The 19,255-nt window shown below is 38.2% G+C and carries 15 protein-coding genes; 5 read left to right on the forward strand and 10 right to left on the reverse strand.

Features of this window, described 5'->3' with window-relative positions; genetic code table 11:
• Positions 1-64: 64 nt before the first annotated feature.
• From U735_RS24945 to U735_RS0108355, 10 genes are all read right to left on the reverse strand, one after another.
• A complete protein-coding gene (locus tag U735_RS24945; RefSeq protein ID WP_051891925.1) occupies positions 65-952 on the reverse strand; it encodes a restriction endonuclease in 888 nt (295 codons plus the stop codon).
• Between the two features lie 18 nt (positions 953-970).
• Positions 971-2,953: a DUF4365 domain-containing protein gene (locus U735_RS0108310; RefSeq protein ID WP_031443379.1), complete on the reverse strand. Its 1,983-nt coding sequence runs from the start codon at positions 2,951-2,953 to the stop codon at positions 971-973.
• A 25-nt stretch (positions 2,954-2,978) separates the two neighbouring features.
• Complete coding sequence (locus tag U735_RS0108315) at positions 2,979-4,982, reverse strand: DUF4365 domain-containing protein (protein WP_031443380.1); 2,004 nt, start codon at positions 4,980-4,982, stop codon at positions 2,979-2,981.
• Positions 4,983-5,157: 175 nt separating this feature from the next.
• Entirely contained in the window at positions 5,158-5,613 is a 456-nt protein-coding gene (locus U735_RS0108320; RefSeq protein WP_031443381.1) for a DUF6730 family protein, read from the reverse strand.
• Between the two features lie 4 nt (positions 5,614-5,617).
• Positions 5,618-6,478 carry a relaxase/mobilization nuclease domain-containing protein gene (locus tag U735_RS0108325; protein WP_232233202.1) on the reverse strand — a complete coding sequence of 287 codons (861 nt, stop codon included), beginning with the start codon at positions 6,476-6,478 and terminating at the stop codon, positions 5,618-5,620.
• Between the two features lie 5 nt (positions 6,479-6,483).
• Positions 6,484-6,780 (reverse strand): mobilization protein MbpA, encoded by a 297-nt coding sequence (mbpA, locus tag U735_RS0108330; RefSeq protein WP_031443383.1) that lies wholly within the window; start codon positions 6,778-6,780, stop codon positions 6,484-6,486.
• A gap of 183 nt (positions 6,781-6,963) precedes the next feature.
• Complete coding sequence (locus U735_RS0108335; RefSeq protein WP_031443384.1) at positions 6,964-7,821, reverse strand: toprim domain-containing protein; 858 nt, start codon at positions 7,819-7,821, stop codon at positions 6,964-6,966.
• On the reverse strand, positions 7,818-8,105 hold the full coding sequence (locus U735_RS0108340) for a helix-turn-helix transcriptional regulator (RefSeq protein ID WP_031443385.1): 288 nt from the start codon (positions 8,103-8,105) through the stop codon (positions 7,818-7,820). The genes U735_RS0108335 and U735_RS0108340 overlap by 4 nt, the downstream gene beginning before the upstream one ends.
• Positions 8,106-8,639: 534 nt before the next feature.
• Positions 8,640-9,086 (reverse strand): GNAT family N-acetyltransferase, encoded by a 447-nt coding sequence (locus U735_RS0108350; RefSeq protein ID WP_031443387.1) that lies wholly within the window; start codon positions 9,084-9,086, stop codon positions 8,640-8,642.
• 187 nt (positions 9,087-9,273) lie between these two features.
• The gene (locus U735_RS0108355; RefSeq protein WP_031443388.1) at positions 9,274-9,999 is read right to left on the reverse strand and encodes an NUDIX hydrolase; all 726 of its coding nucleotides are present in this window, start codon (positions 9,997-9,999) and stop codon (positions 9,274-9,276) included.
• Positions 10,000-10,187: 188 nt separating this feature from the next.
• Here U735_RS0108355 and U735_RS0108360 point away from each other — a divergent pair, with 188 nt between their 5' ends.
• From U735_RS0108360 to U735_RS0108380, 5 genes are all read left to right on the forward strand, one after another.
• Positions 10,188-12,311, forward strand: a complete 2,124-nt coding sequence (locus tag U735_RS0108360) for a hypothetical protein (protein WP_198036625.1) — start codon at positions 10,188-10,190, stop codon at positions 12,309-12,311.
• A 280-nt stretch (positions 12,312-12,591) separates the two neighbouring features.
• On the forward strand, positions 12,592-16,380 hold the full coding sequence (locus tag U735_RS0108370) for a ThuA domain-containing protein (RefSeq protein ID WP_031443391.1): 3,789 nt from the start codon (positions 12,592-12,594) through the stop codon (positions 16,378-16,380).
• Positions 16,381-16,427: 47 nt separating this feature from the next.
• Positions 16,428-17,546 (forward strand): beta-galactosidase, encoded by a 1,119-nt coding sequence (locus U735_RS24950; RefSeq protein WP_083260649.1) that lies wholly within the window; start codon positions 16,428-16,430, stop codon positions 17,544-17,546.
• Positions 17,546-18,160 carry a DUF5597 domain-containing protein gene (locus tag U735_RS24955; protein WP_051891927.1) on the forward strand — a complete coding sequence of 205 codons (615 nt, stop codon included), beginning with the start codon at positions 17,546-17,548 and terminating at the stop codon, positions 18,158-18,160. Before U735_RS24950 ends, U735_RS24955 begins: the two co-directional genes overlap by 1 nt.
• A 291-nt stretch (positions 18,161-18,451) precedes the next feature.
• Positions 18,452-19,255, forward strand: coding sequence for an SDR family NAD(P)-dependent oxidoreductase (locus U735_RS0108380; protein ID WP_031443392.1), 804 nt, complete (start codon positions 18,452-18,454; stop codon positions 19,253-19,255).

The following is a 19,255-nucleotide window of genomic DNA, read 5'->3' on the forward strand; positions in this document are numbered from 1 at the left end:
GTAAAGATAGATCAAAAATTACATATATGGTAAATATATTTCAAGAAATGTAATTTCAATAAATTTATTCTGACCGTAGGGATACAGTTGCTGTTCCGTCTTCACTCCTAATTATTCGAAACATACTTTTATCCTTAATTGGAAATCCATCGTATTCGATTACATGCGATATTGTGGAATCCGGAGAAGTATAACTGGATACTTTGCTCAATGGAATTTTTTCGCCAACTATAAATAAATCGGCAACAATTTCAATTTTTAATATTTTGCTTCTTTTTTCATTAAAAATAAATTGTAATACTCTTTCTGGAATATTACAGTCGATATTAATTCGATCCCGAGAAGCTTTTCCGTTTGGAATAAGACCGCCCCATAAAGATATTATCTGATTGCAGTTCTCTCTGAATAATTCTGTCATACTTAACAAACGATTTTCAGATTTATCCAAAATGTACTTTTCTTCAGGATTGGCAGGTACTCTAAACTTTTTGAAAAAATCTTGGTCTTCAAGATGAGGGTGAAAATGAATTATTCTAAACTGCTTGCTAATAAAATCAACGTGGTTCACTTGCCACCAAGACTCGATTATAGTTTTATCAATTTCACTAAAAGTCCTAGTTTCTATTCCATATCGTTCAGCTTTTTCCAATGCTGGTTTACTAAATCCTGAAGATGAAACGGCAATTAACTTATCTGCCTTTAAGTCTTTCAGTTTTGAATTTAACTGTTCTATCCACGTAGTATCTTGTTTAGCTTTCCTGTCTCTGCACTCAAGAATAATTGAAATATTTGAGGTGCCAACTCTACTTGCAATCAGAACGTCCACTTCCCTTAATTGACGAGTCACTTGGTCGGTAAGATACCCCGGAGAGATGATGGTACCTTCTTTATTTAGAGCATGTTTTTCAAGCGTCTCAATCAAAATTTCAAATTTTCTACCTTTTCTTGTCATTTACTTATAATTACTATTCTATTCAAATAATTGTAGTTTTTCATTAAGATTTAGCAATATCTTTTCCCTGAGAGCATCAAGCCATTTTTCGGGCAAGTGTTCAGCTGAGTCGGGCTTGTTAAGACCAGTCAATCCAGTAATGTAGCCTATTTGAGTCCCAAATTCTCTTATGACTACATTCGAGAATTCTACATAATTATGAGATACGATTGATATTGATTCCTCTTTTGAAAAGCCGTTGTTTCGTATCAATTCAGAAATTGAATTTGGGGCGTACAATAACCAGTTTAGAATTCTTTCTGTTACAAATTCAGAGTTCTCGTCATTATTGCATCCCGCTAATGCAGCACTATAGCTAGAGGCAAAAATTATATCCAACACATCCCAAAATTCAGATGAAATACTATAAAAATCAGAAATCAGGTGGTTAGTGTATCTGGATAAAGGGTACTTCTGCCTGAAATCCATATACTGATCATAAAATAATAAAAAAGATAAGTGGTGGGCTATGTTTATTTTACACTTTTGAAGGACTTCTATTGTAGCTGATTTAAATAGTGGTATGTAATCAGCCAATAGATTAAGAATTGTTTCTTCATCTCTAATTTCTCTGATTGTTATTAGGTAATATAAATTCTCAAAATTGGTTTTGACTTCAAGGCGGTACTCTAAAAACGTAATGGCTTCCTTTTTGACCCAAGAAAAGTCCTTCCAATATGAAATAAAAAGGTTAAGCTTAAACTTCAAAAGAAACATGTTTTCTGGATATTGGTCTATACCCTCATTTATCCATTTGAATGACTCACTTAAATCCCCTAATTTTTCATAAACATATGCTAACCAATAATAGCCGATTGGATAATTTCTAAATATGTTTTCTTCCAGTTCTAATGATTTCAACATCAGAGATAATCCTTCCTTGTGCTTTTGGAAAATGTGAGAAAGTGTAACTCCCTTACTAAATAATGCCGGAGTTAGATTAGGGTTTATGGTCAAAGCCTTATCATAGCAGTCCAGTTCTTTATCGTGACACTTTAAATTATAATAGACCGAACCAAGATTTTTCCATGCCTGAAAATGGTTGGGGTTTATTTTTAAGCATATTTTGTAATGATTACGGGCCTCTTTATTTTCTCCCAGACCACTTAGGGTGTTAGCATAGTTATAGTGATAATTATCTTGATTTGGAAAGTTTGAAATAAACTTGTTGAACAAATCTTTAGCCTGAACCAATTTTGCTTTTACCCCATTTTGAGTACCGTCTTCAGTAAGTATACATGCTTTGATTAAATTTTGATTTGGAGTTTCCGAAATGGCTATTGCCTTATTTATATAATGAAGTGCATCTTTGTAATAAAACAGTTGATATAAGCTATAGGATAATGCTTCCAATAAAATTGTACTACCATGATATGATTTAAAAAGTTTTTTTAAATAGAAAGCGGCATCCTCATAGTTCGCAGTAAAATAGCTCTTCCAAGCCAATCTTTCTGTATCCGACATTTGACTGTATTCCAATTGGCCAATGTCTTTGATTAACGTTTTAATGCTAAATACGTTTTGAACATATTCGAAAACATAGTCCGTATCGATTCTGCTCAATTTGTTAGTCTTTGGAACCTTAATTCTATAACTCTTTTGTAATCTGGTAAGGTCAATTTTTAAGTCATCGTACCAATACCAATAGGCTTCATTTTCATCTTTTACGTAGACTATGATTAAAACAGGCTCTAATCGAATGTTAAATAAACTTAGTGTAGAGTGCTTTATAGTTGCAAATACATAGTTCCCAGTGTTTTTGCTTTTTGTGCTTTTAAGCTGCACGGAAAAGTTTAAACCGGTAACCTCACCATGTGATACCAGATTGACTATATAATCGATTCCATAGTCATGTTCTGGTTTATCAATGTACCATTCATTTGGAATACAGTTCGCAAAATATTTGTTTGATTCTGTCTCTAAAATGTGGGTTTCGTGTCGATTTGGTAAACTTGTGCTCATATTAGCTGATAAAAATTAACATCCATTAGCGAATATCGGTTTTTATAAATTCTCTTTCAAAAAGCTCTTTTCTTCTCTCATAAACTAGTTTCCAACTTTCAATCCCTTCGTATTCAAGAATACCATTTAAAAAACCCTCCTCTATTATTTTAGGCTTAAAAAGATTAAGGCGTGGTATGACAAATTTGAACATATTTTCAAGTTGATTTATTAATCGAATATTGTCAATCTCCAAAATTTCATAGAGTTCTTGGAGCTTTTCCTTAGAAAAGGAAAAAAGTCCTATAGGTAACATTTCGATACTGTAAATGTCAGTAGTTAACAATTCTTGTCTTTTCAGATCTTTTTTATCAAGAGCGGCAACTTTATCCATATACTTTTTCACTTCTTTAATCGTATCCTCATATTTTTTTTTAGATTCATCATAGAACTCAGTAAGCCTTCTTTGCTTTGTATTTCCCTTTTTTAAAAGGTCAAACCTTCTCTTAAAATCCCTTAGCTCATAAAGTTCTAAAATACCTTCTATTTCATTTCTCAAATTTTGAGATTCATTTTTTCTCTTTAGAAATTCTAACATTTCAAACTCAACCGTCATGCAGACTACTTGATTTTCTACGTGTCCAATCTGCTTATATTTGAGTTTGATTTTTCTAATCTCGTTTAATAAGAACTTGATTTTTTTTAGATGAGATCCTTTCGTTCCACCAATAATGGCATCAATAAGAAAAGACTCAAAGTGATAGTTTATCCTATGGGTATCTAGTAGCCAATAATTAAAATAATCTTTATCCTCGATTATCTTTTTTACCGTAGTTTCATGAAAAGATTGAATTGCGTCAAGTTGGTTTAATATTTCTTGTCCAGCGTCTATTACATGTTGGTTATATACCTCCTTACTTAATAACATAGAATTTTGAAGGCTTCGAATATTAAGGTCCAGAGACCAGTATTTATAGTATTCGGTATTCGCTAAATTTATTATAGTATTTGGCACATCCTGTTTATCCAAGATTTTATCTGATTCTCTTTTATAGGCTTGTAATGAGTAATTGTCAAGGCTATCGGTATGTTTCCTCCCTAACTTATCAATTTCGATATAATATTGAATGAAACTAGATTCTTCTATCGAATCCATTACTTCTGCATATTCTTGACTATCTAGAAGTCCCAAAGAATATTTTACTGCTGCCGTAAAATATTGATGAAGGCTTAAATCTTCCTTATCAAGTTTTTCCAAATATTTCCCTGTTTCTTTTAGGTTTGCAAGGGCTGACAGCATATTACCGGTATTATAATGCGCTATTGCTAAGACGAGATTGAACTTAGGTCGCTTAGAGTAGACACTTTTTGAGATGATATTTGATCCGTTAATAACAAGTTTAGAATTACCTTCATTAATTAGTCCTAATCCAAATTGCTCTAACTTATCTCTTATTTCATTTTCTGAATAAAAGTTCAATTTTTTATCGGTGATGGATATTTTTCCAAAATTATCTTTTGTGGAGAGTGCTATTTTTTCATTAAGCTTTCTAAAATTTTTACCATAAATTAAGACTCCTTGATAAATACCTTCCAACACTTCTTTGTTGACTTTACTTTTAAATCTTAAGGTGTTTGTTAATTGAGCATCCCATGCTTTCGTCTTGCTCTCCATAGTTTTTAAAAAATCACTCATATTTGAGTAATAAAATTCTTCCGATTTTTTATGATATAAAATATAATAAGAGGGCTTTCCAGAATTTAATAAGTATTGGATATTTGCGGTGTCAATGCTTTTACTGTAAGATCCGTCGGAGTTTGCTTCGATACTATCTGTTGCCTTTAGTTGAATTATAAATCTAAAATTGGTGTGTTTTCCATTATATTTCAATTCAATATCGAGATCTATGCCTTTGTCTCGATAGATTTCTTCTCGAATTTGAAACTTTCTTAAGTCAAATAGAGGACGAAGTTTATCTTTTGATAATTGTTCAAGTTCTTCTTGCTCGTTACCTTGAGGTAATTTCATTCCGTCTAGAAAGTCCGTCATAAGAATATTTGGTAATTTATTAAATAAAGGTATCCAAATACTTATAAAATATAGCAAAATTGAAAGCTAGATTCCTGACCCAAATCTTACCCCAAAACTTTGCGCGTGGATCCTGTCCGGTTTTTGTAGTGATTCCGGCAGATTAGCGTAAAGCAAAAACCGGATAGGGCGCACCCTACTTTTTGCTTTGGGGATGTCGCCATTCTTGATAGAGAGCGCTTGCCTCTGGGCTGGCCTCGAAGAAAGACCTGAAATGCCCTAACGCTTTTTCTTCTCCCTGTCCATAAGCTTCCAGTTTTATATCTGAGATTCGTGAAACCTTATAAACTGAAAATCCCAATACCAAAATGATACTGACCAGTAACCCCGCGAACAACTTTATCGACCATTTCGGAATAGTCATGGACTTATTAATGTAGTAAACCACGTTCGCCATCAGTTTGTGTTGGTCTTCGATGGCTCTCTGTTGGTCGTCATTATATCGTCTTAAGATAAAGTCAATGTCCGTGGTGTCGGGCTTGATTTTGTAGTTCATCAAAAAAGCTTGCATCTCTTCCAAACGACTTACCGAGTTTTCGAATTCCTTGATTTCTTCGGTTATCAATTCTGCTATTTCATCTAATTTTGCCATAGTTTTATATTTCCATTCCTAATCCTATTGATTTCTTAACGGCTATCTTAATTGCCCTTTTAGTGATTGTAGCGGCCAAGTTGGGCGATAAGCCTACGGTCTTTCCTAGCATTGCTACCGTGTTTTCTTTGGCTAGTTTTTGGGCAACATATTTATCAAACCCGATTCGCTCCGCTATTCGCCCCATTGACATCGAACGATGTACCTCACTTCCTTTCAGATTTTGGCCCATGTATTCAAATCGGAAACCCCGTAACTGATTCGATTTGCTGATGCTTGGAATGACCTTTACATCGTTTTGTTTCATGTATTTGATGTACTGATTAAAATCCTGAGGCCTCATTTCGGAAATAATCTTTTCATGGATTTGCTTTATTTCCTGTCGTACATTTTTGATTTCATTCAATTTTTCCTGTTGTACTTCCCTTACCGTGGTCAATCCCATTTGTTTGGCAACCTTTTCGGCGGCCTGTTGGCTTCGTTTCCCGATATAGTTGTCTTTATATGCTTTACCGTCAAAATCGATACGGTTTACATATAAATGAATATGCCGATGGCTTTTATCTTGATGTACAAAAGCAATCCCCTGTCGTTCCTGTAGTTTCATTTCTTTAATAAACCTTTCCGTAATTTCCTTCAGATCCTTTTCTTTTAATTCCTGTCCATCTTCTATTGTGGGACTAAGGACGAAACTCAACGTGTTCTTTGTGCATCGATGATTTTGTGATTGAATGATTTTAAATTCCTGTGTAATCTCCATGGGGTTGTCCCCTGCCAAATGTTCACGATAGACCACTTTGGCATTTTTCTCCTCGTTCCACCCATAACCCATGGAGGCTCCAGTATGCGATATGGATTTTCCCATGCCTATCATTTCTTGAAATTGTAAAGATGTTTCCGTATGTCATTTGCCAACTGAACCACTTCATCTGCCAATTTCGGATTGCGTTTTCGGTACATATTCCCGATACGTTTAAAGTTGACCTGATACTGAACCAGTAATTTGTATACATCGATTTGTTCATCGGAAAACCGTTCGACAATCCGATGGTCAAAGGCAGCACGTCGACAATATTCACTTATGGAAAGTCCGCTCTTTTTGGCTTTGATTTTCAAGAGCTTCTTTTCATAAATGGAACATCGAAATTGTACGAACTCCTTTTTCACTTTCCGTATTTCTTTAATCTCAACAAGACGCTTTTTAAAATATTCACAATAGAAATCTTACTTTAAATCATACATCGAAAACTCTATTAATAGTTCCTGCCCTTTTGCGACCGAGGGGAGCAAAAGCAAGATTTGTCATGACAATGACACATCTTGAATTCTTACTCAGACGTATTTTTACACCTACCTTCCTTCATTTCTATTTCTCCTTATACTCATCTCACTTACATCTTTGTAATCACTATATAAATAGGATTTATCGACACATCCTTTATGGTTTTGCATCAACCATTCTGTAGCTTCTTTTCCCACTTTATCATTGTCGAGATATAGTTCAACATGATTGAACCGTTCGATATGTTTCATTGCTCTTTTTATAAAAGACAGTGAGTTTAAAATGAGAAAGGACATGTTATGGTGACAGAAGTTAGTGACCGTCAAAAAATCGAACATTCCTTCCGTTACCACCAACTGCATACATCCGTTTGAAAAATAGGTAATGTCCTTTGGACAGGAGGAACTCTTGTAATACATGTTGCGAAGTTCCCAACCACCGGAATCGTTTTGTAGTCCGATACCGAAGTAGTGGTTTCCCTTGCGGGAATGATGGACTTCCTTACAATATTTATTCGCGGTTTGCAGGGTTATGTTCCGCTGCTCTAGGTAAACTTTAAGTCCATAGTGCCAAATAGGGCGGGCACTTTTGATAATCAGACCATCGTTCTTAGGTGGCTCAAAAGGTTGCGGGTGAAAAGAAAAAGAGGGTGGTATGTCCGAAAGGAAGTCAAGCGCATCCAGCAAACGGCAGTCGTAAAGCCGAACGACCAGATCTGGGGTGTTCCCACCAAAACCCGACCCATGGTCGAACCAAAGGTTCTTGATTTTCGATACCTTGAAAGAGGCATGGGTTTCAGGTCGGAACGGACTTAGAAACCAAGCTTCTTTCTTCGTCTCCCTGCGGGGAAAGTGCCCTGCCTTTGCCATCGTTTTTACGATACAAACGGCACGGGCTTTTTTCCAGCTTATTTCTTCCTTTTTCATCTGCGCTTATTTTTAAAAGTGTAGTTGAGGGCTTCGGTCTGGATTTCCGATTTTGACTTCCTGCCATTCTGAAGAAGCCAAGCGTTGAGTTTGGCCTTTTCAAAAAACAGCATCTTGCCATTGGGTTTTGAATGCGGGATGTTTCCCGAGGCTGTCAGTTTGTACAGATAGCTTCTCGATATTCCGGTATAGTCACAGGTTTCCTCAAAGGTGAGTACTTCCTTATTGGCTATTAAAAGCCGTTCCAAACGATCCAATCGTTCAAGGATTAAAAAATTGTCCATTGGTTTCCTTTTTAGGATTACTAAATGAACAAAAGCGCTTTTGTTTTCTTTTGAAGAATTCTTGGGATAAAGGTAAAGTAAAGGAAGGGGCTAAACTATGCAATTCGATTTTAGTTATTCACAAAAATCTGATATACAATAAGTTATATCAAATTAATTCAAATGAAACTATATATAATGTGGTGATTTAGATTTGGATTCAAATGGATTCAAATGGTGTCCTTTGATTTTTGTTAAAAATCGAAGAATTTTGAGTTATCAACAATTTAAAATAGTTAAATATAAAAATTCCGGTTTAGAAAAGGTCGACTGTATTGCTTTAAAGGCAGTCTATTATATAATTATTGTTTGAAGAAATTTCCCATTATTATGAAGAATGCTGTCTTTTTAATCGTTGGTATTACGGGACCGACGCTAATTTGAATTTTGGAAGGTTTATCCTATAAGTCTTACTAAGTGAATGCTGAGCATGGATATTATAGCCTACGGTGCAGCGCTTTGTATATTAAATCAGTCAATAAAAACCTCTCTTTGCTATAAAAATTTTGCAAAACAGTGACAATCAGGAATGTCTTTTAGTTTACCATAATTACTAATTATACTATAACCATTTCTCTGATAAAGTTTATTTGCCTCTGGTTGTTTAGAGCCTGTAAAGAGTATGCATTTGCTTATGCCCAATTCTCTGGACCAATTTTCTAATTCCAATAAAATTTTCTCTCCGATTCTTTGACCTCTAACTTCTGGAGAGACATACATTCTTTTGATTTCTGTAGAAAGATCATCATATTTCGAGATAGCTCCACAGCCAATCGCCTTGTCTTTTTGTAAAGCCAAAACTACATGTTTTAAATAGGCAATAGAATTAAATTGAGATAACGCATGAGTTCCTCCATCTCTATTTGCAAGATCTTTATTGAGTGATTGTACTAGATTTTTAAATTTGGGATTTTGAGAATTGGTTCTTATAATCTCTATCATATTTAGCTGTGATTTTTTTTAGAACTATTTTATGCCTAAACCGTTAGTAATCCTTTCCGATCTTCATTGCGAAAATAGTAGCACCATCAATAAGTGGGACAAATCCTCTTATAAAATTTGAAATAGGTTTAAATAATATATCCGGTTTTGAGGGGTGCAATTTACGGAAGAGATTCAATTTAAAATTTCAGGTTTCTTTCATTTTGTATAAATAAGGGGCTTTGTTGGCGGCACCGGTAAACTTTTTCTCCAGTCGCTCCAAAACATCCATTTCCAAAATTTTCTTTTGGAAATTGGTCCGCACATATTCCCTCTCAAAAATGGTTTCGTAGATGACCTGCACATCTCGCATAGTGAATTTTTCGGGTAATAGATTAAAAGCGGTGAATTTGTTATTGATGTCATCCAATAGACTTTTATGGGCTTCTGACAATATCTCGTTATTATCCATTATCAGTGACGGAACCTCGTGAATATTGTACCAGGTTAGTGATTCATCAATTTCTGTAAGTTCTAAATTCACCATGTTAATATCCAATAGGGCGTAAAAGCAAATAGAAATATGCCGCTTTGTAAACCATTCATAGTCACTAATCTCGGCAGTAGATTCCAGGTTATTTATTTGAATCAGCTCATCGATAAATTCCTTTCGATGCCTGTCGACCTTACCAAAGACTTTAAACTGTTCCAAATAAATATCCTTTAGGCCAGTTCTTTCAAAAACCACTCTCTCGGCCGCCTTTTCCACATCTTCGTTGTCTTTGACAAACCCCGTAATAATTGCATGAAAAGCTCCTTTAAAATTGATTTTGGATATCAAAACCTTCAACTGTCCATTTTCAAAGCCAAAGATGACACAATCTATTGTTACCTGTTTTACGAAATCTTGCGGATTTAAAATAGTTTTTTGCATTGTCAAGGGGACTATTTGAATAAAGTATTATTTATTTAAAATCAATTTTTAAGGTAAAAGCAAATACATCGCTCCTCCTTAATTATTCACAAATATAATAATTGCAGTTATTATTGTATAAAAAAATATACATTAAAAGAATTTTATTTACCTTGCGCTATATTTTAATTTTTTAAACTATCCAAATTATGTTAAAATTGGTCGTGCAAAATTGGGGAATCAGTATATCAATCATGACTTTCACGCTGTTCATTATTTCCAAATCAAATGCTCAGAGTCTGGTTCAAGCTGATTATGCCGAATTTTTTGTCTACCAAGACACTGTTTTCAAGTCCCCTTTTATTGACATCGATGAGTGGCGCGATACTCCTGTGAGACACAGATACGTGCACGGTGGCTTTGAAGGTACGGAAACCCGTTTTTCATTTTACTTCCCTTCGAAAGAAGATTATGCAGGACATTTCTTTCAATATATCACTCCCTTTCCGGACAATGAGAATCTTTCGCAAGGGGCCAGCGGCGAAGATGATAAAATTGGCTTTTCGGTTAGTCACGGGGCTTATTTTATTGAAACCAATGGAGGCGGTAGGTTTGATTTTACGGGTCAAAAGAAAGCAAGCGATTTATTAATTGGGGCATATAAGGCCAACGCTGCCGCCGCTCAATTTTCTAAAATAATAGCAAATAGAATCTTTGATACACCCCATACCTATGGCTATGCGTTTGGAGGAAGTGGTGGTGCATATCGTACCATTGGTGCCATCGAAAATACGGAGGGAGTATGGGATGGCGTAGTACCTTACGTAGTAGGTTCTCCTATGGCTATTCCAAGTGTGTTCTCTGTACGTATGCACGCCATGAGAATTCTAAATGATAAATTCCCTCAAATTATTGATGCGCTTGAGCCTGGCGGCAGTGGAGATATGTACGCTGGATTGAACGAGGAGGAAAAAGCTGCATTGATGGAAGTAACCAAAATGGGGTTTCCGCCCAAATCTTGGTTTGGCTATAAAACGATGGGCGTACATGGTTTCAGAGCGATATATCAAGGTATGACATCGGCTGACAAAGATTATTTTCAAAACTTTTGGACGGAGGAAGGTTATTATGGTTTTAATCCTCCAGCCTCATTGTTGAAGGCACGTTTGCAAAAACTGACTAAAATCAAATCAGGAATTTCTTATGAAGAGGCTCTAAAAGACAAATTGGTCGAACCAACATCAGAACAGGAAAGAGGAACTGCCGAGGCCGCTTGGAAGAGTTTAGGCGATGTGGATGGCAGTTTGCCTGTGGCATTTCAATTCGAAGATTCAATGCCAAATGTCAATTTTCTTGGCGGTGATTTAAAGATAATAACAGGTGCCGCGGCAGGTAAAACCTTACAATTACTTTCAATTGAAGGGGATAAAGCGGTTCTTGGTGCAACTGCCCCTCAAATTTTAGCACAAATCAAACCTGGTGATGAAGTGCAGGTTGATAACTCTAATTTCTTGGCAGCTCAAACTTATCACAGACATCAGGTGCCAGGAAAAGAATACAAAGTATGGGACCAATTTAGAAACGACCATGGAGAACCTCTTTATCCCCAAGGTCCATTCCTTTTAGGGCCGATGTATACACGAGGTGCTTCAGGCGTTTTACCAAATGGTAAATTTAAGGGTAAAATGATTATGCTCGAATCATTATGGGATAGAGAAGCTTTCCCTTGGCAGGCAGATTGGTATCGTACAAAAGTCATTGAAAATTTAGGTGATAAAGCAAACGATAGTTTTAGATTGTGGTATACCGACCGTGCCTTACATGGGGATCTGTCCGAACAAGAAGACCCTACCAGAACAGTTAGTTATTTAGGAGTTCTACAGCAGGCCCTACTAGACTTAAGCGCCTGGGTGGAGAAAGGCATCAGTCCTCCAAATTCTACCAATTACCAAATAGTAGACGGTCAAGTAATAGTACCTGCATCGGCCGAAGATCGCGAAGGCATTCAGCCTACCGTGGTTTTAAAGGCGAACGGTTCGAAAAAAACAATCGTAAAAACTGGTGAAAAAGTGAATTACAGTGCGGAAATAAAAGTGCCGGCTGGTACCGGAAAGGTGGTTTCTGTAGAATGGGATTTAGATGGCGATGGAACATTTGAAAGCCAAGGTCAATTTAAAAAGGAAGAAGAAGTAGCGGTAAAATCCAAATATTCTTTTGCAAAACCCGGAACGTATTTCTCAGTAATCAGAGTAGCGTCCCAACGAAATGGGAATTCAAAAACAACGTTTACTAGAATACAAAATCTGGATAGGGTGAGAGTTGTTGTCGAATAATTGGAAGGTCTGACCAATCACGCTCAAATGAACTTAGGTCATCATAATTAACAAAGAAAATCGGAGAATATGAAAACCTTACATGCAGTAAAATCCTTAGCTATTTTCACCATCTTGATTTTACACTATCCCGGGTTCTCTCAAGACGAAAGCAAAAATGAGCAGGTGAATTATTCAATACTTGAAAACCATCCTGAACCACCTGAAAAAGTACCTCTTACGGTAACCACAATACCAACTCCCGATAATGTGTTATTTGTCAAATTTCTAAATCGTTAACATGAGATTCAACAAGTACAAATTCTTTGCCGCTTTCCTTTCAAGCATTTTTCTAATCCTGTCCTGTAAGCAGACACAGAAACAACATTTGCTGGTATTCAGTAAGACCGATGCCTTTCAACATGAATCAATTGGCGCGGGCAAAGCCGCGCTATCCAAAATGGCCGCGGAAAAAAAGTTTGAGGTCTCATTTACCGAAGATGCCGAACAGTTCAATGAAAGGGAACTTAAAAAATACAACGCAGTGGTGTTCCTAAATACCACGGGAGATGTCTTGAACGATGAGCAACAGGCCAGTTTTGAACGTTATATACAAGCTGGCGGGGGTTATGTAGGAGTGCATGCCGCCACCGATACCGAATATGATTGGCCATGGTACGGCAAATTGGCCGGAGCCTATTTTCAGGATCATCCCATGACACCAAGTAACGTTCAGAAAGGAAAATTCACGGTAACGGAAAAAGATCATTGGGCCACCAAAGGTATGCCAGATGAATTTGAGCGCGAGGACGAATTTTATAGTTTTAACAATATTTCGCCCAACATCAATGTAGTATTGACCATTGACGAGACCAGTTATCAGGGCGGTAGCAATCCCGAATACCATCCTATAAGCTGGTATCAGGAATTTAACGGGGGCCGTTCTTTCTACACCGCTATGGGCCATACCGATGAGACCTATTCCGATCCCCTCTTTCTAAATCATCTCTGGGCAGGTATCCAATATGCGGTGGGTGGCGACTCTCCGAAACCTTTGGATTATGCTATGGCCAGGCCCGAAGAGAACCGTTTTACCAAAGTAATCTTGGCCGAGAAATTGGATGAGCCGATGGAATTGGCCGTTTTGGACGAGGAACATGTGCTGTTCATTCAGCGCAAAGGGGAGGTACGCTTATATAACATAAAAACACAGGAACTAAAGACCATTGCCAAATTACCGGTGAGCTTAAAATATGTCGATAAAGAAGGTGAGGAATCTGTGGCCGAGGATGGTTTGTTAGGACTCAACATTGATCCGAATTTCAAGGATAACCATTGGATCTATCTGTATTATTCATCATTGGACGAATCTGCGAACTTTTTATCTCGATTTGAGTTGCAAGGGGAAGAATTACTAATGGAGTCTGAAAAAGTCATGTTAAAAGTACCAACGCAAAGGGAACAGTGCTGTCATACAGGTGGATCCATTGCCTGGGACAAAGATGGAAATCTCTATTTATCCACAGGCGATAATACCAGTCCCCGTGCATCCGTATACAGTCCGTCCGACGAAAGACCCGGAAGGGGCCCATGGGACGCCCAAAAATCATCGGCAAACACCAATGACCTGCGTGGCAAAATTATTCGAATCAAACCCAATGTAGATGGCACCTACAGCATTCCCGAAGGAAATTTATTTCCCAAAGGAACGCCCAAAACAAAACCCGAAATTTATACGATGGGGCACCGCAATCCATTCCGTATTTCCGTCGACAAGCATACCGGATTTCTCTATTGGGGCGAGGTCGGCCCCGATGCCAACGAACCCGATTCGTTGCGGGGTCCGGCCGGTCATGATGAAATTGGGCAGGCACGAAAAGCCGGTAATTTTGGATGGCCGCATTTCGTAGGTAACAATAAGGCCTATAACAAATATGATTTTGCCAATGAAAAATCCTTGGGAAAATGGGATGCAAAAGCTCCAAAAAACACATCACCAAATAATACAGGTTTAGAAACATTACCACCGGCGGAAGAGGCTTTTGTTTGGTATCCTTATGGGGAATCGGAAGAATTTCCTTTAGTAGGTTCGGGAGGAAGAAACGCCATGGCCGGGCCGGTGTTTTATTCAGAAGATTTTGAAGGAGCCGAACGTGCCTTTCCAAAATATTATGACGGTAAGTTTTTCGCCTATGAATGGATGCGTGGTTGGATCATGTCAATAACCATGGATGAAGAAGGGAACCTAAAATCCATGGAACGCTTTATGCCCAGTTATCGCTTTAGCAACCCAATGGACATGCAATTTGCGTCCAACGGCGATCTGTATATGCTGGAATATGGTTCTGGATGGTTTACCGCAAATGATGATGCCCGGCTTGTTCGCATCGAGTACAATGGCGGTAACCGTTTGCCACAGGTTCAAATGGCTGCCAATAAAATGGGCGGGGCCGTTCCGTTCGAACTCAAGTTAAATGCGGGGGAAACTGAAGATCCCGACCAAGATGACTTGATATATACGTGGGATATTTCCTCTGAAAATGGTTTCAAGGAAACAATCAAGACCCCACAGGTGAATATAACACTAAAAGATATTGGTGTCTATAGGGTAAACCTATCGGTGAACGATGGCAAGGGAGGTACAAACAGTCAAACGATGGAGGTCGTTGCAGGTAACGAACCACCTGCTCTCAGTTTGGAGATTCCGAACGGCAACAAAACGTTTTATGTACCGAACACTTATATGGACTATGATATAAAGGTAACCGACAAGGAAGACGGTAATTTAGGTAACGGGATAAATCCCGAGGAAGTATCCGTCACTTTTGACTATCTGTCCGAAGGTTTTGATAAGATCGAGATAGCCCAAGGCCATAGGGCCGCCGATGAATCCGCGGAATTTGCAGGAGGAAAAAAACTCATGGATGCCAGTGACTGTATGGCATGCCACAAACAACAGGAAAAATCCATTGGACCCTCCTATATGGATGTGGCCATGAAATATAAAGGAGATGACAAGGCCTTGGAATATTTATCCCAAAAAATCATTTCCGGGGGTGGAGGTGTTTGGGGCGATGTACCTATGGCCGCACACCCGCAACTATCTGCAGCCGAAGCAGCCGAAATGGCAAAATATATCCTTAGCCTGACTAATGAAAAATCAAATGCGGCCAGCTTACCCACTAAAGGATCATACGCTGCAAAAGTAGAACCCGGTGACCAGGGTAAAGGCGTTTTTATCGTAAGGGCAGCTTATAAGGATCATGGTGCCAACAACATGCCATCTTTAATGGCCGAAAAGTCGTTTGTATTGCGTTCTACAAAGGTAGCACCACACGATTTTGATGAATATGTAGATGTAAATAAAGTGTCTTTTGGGGGAAATAGATTAGCTATCCCCGCTAAATCGGGTTCCCATATGGTGCTTAGGCAAATCGATTTGTCAGGTCTGTCAACTCTAGACCTACAGGCAACGGCTCCTAAATCCCAATTAAATGCCGCTGGTGGAAAGGTTGAATTGCATTTGGGAAGTCCGAAGGGTACATTGGTAGGTGAATCGGATTTCTTGGAAGCTTCTGACCCGACTGGATCCATGCCTAGTGCGATGAGTATTCCCATAATATTGCCGAACGATTTCGATGGACAATTGCATGACCTATATTTGGTCTTTATCAATGACCGTATTGAAAATCCTGGGACTTTGATGATTGTAATTGGGGCAGAATTCAAGATGTCCGCAGATCCAAAACCTATAGTGGTGAATGAAAATAGTGCCACTGCATCAGCCTCAAAGGATGATTTCTATTCTGGAAAATGGGATTTGACGTTCAAGGGGACGCCGAACGGGGATTCTAAAATGATTGCGGATATTAAAAGAAATGGCGGAAAACTAATTGGCAATTTAATAGATCCCGAAGGTAAAAATCCGCCGACACCAATGACTGACATCCAAGATAAACCGGACGGACTTGATTTTGGCTTTACTGCACAAGGATTTAATGTCACTGTCCAATTGTTCAAGGTCGACCAGAACCATCTCAAAGGAAAAATGATGGGTATGATTGCTGCAACAGCTATTCGAATAAAATAAGGATTTGATCATGAATTTAAAAATAATACATTAAAAAAAATGAAACGATGAGAGCTATATTAATGACAATTATCCTTGGTTTTTCGCAAATTGCGATTGCTCAAAAAAAAGACATACCACATTTAGAAAATATAAACGGTAGCGTTCAGCTTATAGTAAACAATGAACCGTTCACAATGCTTGCGGGTGAATTACATAATTCCAGTACAGGAAGTGAGCACTATATGCAACCCATTTGGAAGCTTATGGCAGAGAAGAATTTAAATACGGTAATTGCGCCAATTTCTTGGGAATTGATTGAGCCGGAAGAGGGTAAATTTAATTTTTCGATTGTGGATAGTGCAATTAAGGGGGCCAGAAGGGAAGGTCTTAAACTAGTGCTGATCTGGTTTGGTTCATGGAAAAACGGGAAATCGATGTACACGCCGGAATGGGCAAAAACCAACACAAAAAGATTTCCTTTAGCGGAAGACGGTGAAGGTGGTACAATGGCTTCGCTGTCCACTTTTGGCGTCAATACCCTTAAAGCCGATTCAAAGGCCTTTGCAGCATTCATGAAGCACATTAAAGAGGTTGACTTCCAAGAGCAGACGGTAGTCATGGTACAAGTTGAAAACGAAATCGGTTCTCTTGATTACCGGGCGAGTTATGGTATGCCTAACATTTATATGCGCGATTATAGTGATGAAGCCAATAAAAATTTTAACGGACCTGTCCCGAATGAATTGATAGATCACCTCATTAAAAATAAAAACCAATTACACCCTGCCCTGAAAAAAGCTTGGGGCGACAATGGCTATTTGGAGGAAGGAAGTTGGGACGAGGTTTTTGGAAAGGGAGAAAAATATACTGGGGACGATTGGCAGAATAACTTCTCCTATTACACCGAAGAACTATTTATGGCGTGGAATTATGCCAAATATGTAGGTGAGGTAGCAAAATTAGGGAAGGAAGAATTCCCCTTACCGATGTATGTGAATGCATGGATGAAGCAGCCCAATGGCAGAGAACCTGGGCAATATCCTTCAGGGGGGGGGCTTTGCCACAAGTATTTGATATATGGCGTGCTGCAGCACCTTCCATCGATTTTTTTGCCCCGGATATTTATGAGGTCGAAATATTCGATTGGGTTTCTGAAGAATTTTCAACATCAGGCAATCCTTTAATGATACCGGAAACCAAGTCGAACCCTGCCTCCTCGGCACGAGCGTTTTATGCCTTAGGCAAATATGATGCGATCGGGTACGCCCCATTCGGTATCGATGGTAACGGAATATTAAATACTACCTCACCAAATGACGAATCACTAAAAACTGCCTATGCTAGTTTAGAGAACATATTGCCGATCATTTCAAAGTATAGAGGCACTGAAAAGATGACCGGGCTATTTATTGATTCCTCCAAAGAGAAGGATGAAGTTGTAATGGGCGAGTACGTAATATCTCTAAAAAGAAATTCATTTGCAGAGGCTCAGGGTTTACTAGGGGTCGATATAGAAAACAAAAATGAAAAAGAAGAAGAGGCTGCAGGCTTTCTCATAATACAACTTGCAGAAAATGAATTTTTAGTTGCCGGAGGTATTGGCAGCTCAATTTTGACCATATCAAAAAGTAATAACGACGCCCCAACACAGGCGGGATATTTATCAGTGGATGAAGTATCTTATTCGAATGGAGAGATGCGAACCCACAGATTGAATGGTGATGAGACTGCATTTGGAGGGCCAGTAGTGAAAAAAGGTGAATCAAAAATCTTTAAAATGAAAATGTACACTTATTGAGATATCTAACAATAAGGAAGTTAAGCTATAGCTTTTTGATAAAGTAAATTTTAATTGGAAACCTAGTGCCGACCGATATCACTATAGATAGATTATAGTTTATAAATTAAGGAAAGTATTAGGTTTTGGATAAGGCCACCCCTATATGGCATGTGTGATCAATTTGATTAAAAACTAAAAAGGAAAAGCACTATCCATACAGGGGTGGCATTATCCCTTCGAAAGTGGAATCGAGCTAACTTGCTATTAGAGAATTGAGTTTAAATTGTTGCGAACTGTTAGAATCAAAACATGAAAGTCAAAAATAAAGTAATCGTAGTAACGGGTGGTGGTGGTGGCCTCGGCCAAGCGCTCCTACTGAAATTATTGGAACTGGACGCTAAAGTAGCTGCGGTAGATATCGATGAGGGGGCGCTGAAGGAAACTGTAAAATTGGCAGGGGAATTTGGCAAAAACCTTTCCACCCATGTTTTGGATATTACCGACAGGGAAAAGGTTCTCTTATTTCCTAAAGAAGTTATCAAAATCCATGGTGAAGTAGATGGTATTATCAATAACGCTGGCATTATTCAGCCTTTTGTACATGTCAACGAGCTCGATTTTAAGAAAATCGAGCAGGTCATGAACATCAATTTTTACGGGTCTCTTTACATGGTCAAGGCCTTTTTGCCCCATTTGTTAAAACGACCCGTAGCCCACATCGCCAATATTTCAAGCCTTGGAGGATTTATGCCCTTTCCTGGCCAAACCATCTATGGGGCATCAAAGGCGGCCCTGAAATTGTTGACCGAAGGTTTATATGCGGAATTGAAGGATACCAACGTAAAGGTGACTATAATTCACCCCGGGGCGATGTCCACAAGAATTATGTCCAATTCAGGTTTGGAAGGAGTTGAAGCCGAAGATGATACGGCTAGGAATTCCATGATACTAAGTCCGGAAAATGCTGCATTACAGGTTATCAAGGCTATAGAAAAAGATAAGTTCAGGGCCATGGTAGGGAAAGATGCCCGAATGTTGGATACTCTTTATCGATTACACCCTAGAAAAGCCGTAGATTTTATCGTAAAGAAAATGGGCAGCCGTCCTATTTAA

The sequence above is a fragment of the Arenibacter algicola genome, assembly GCF_000733925.1.
GTDB classification, from domain to species: domain Bacteria; phylum Bacteroidota; class Bacteroidia; order Flavobacteriales; family Flavobacteriaceae; genus Arenibacter; species Arenibacter algicola.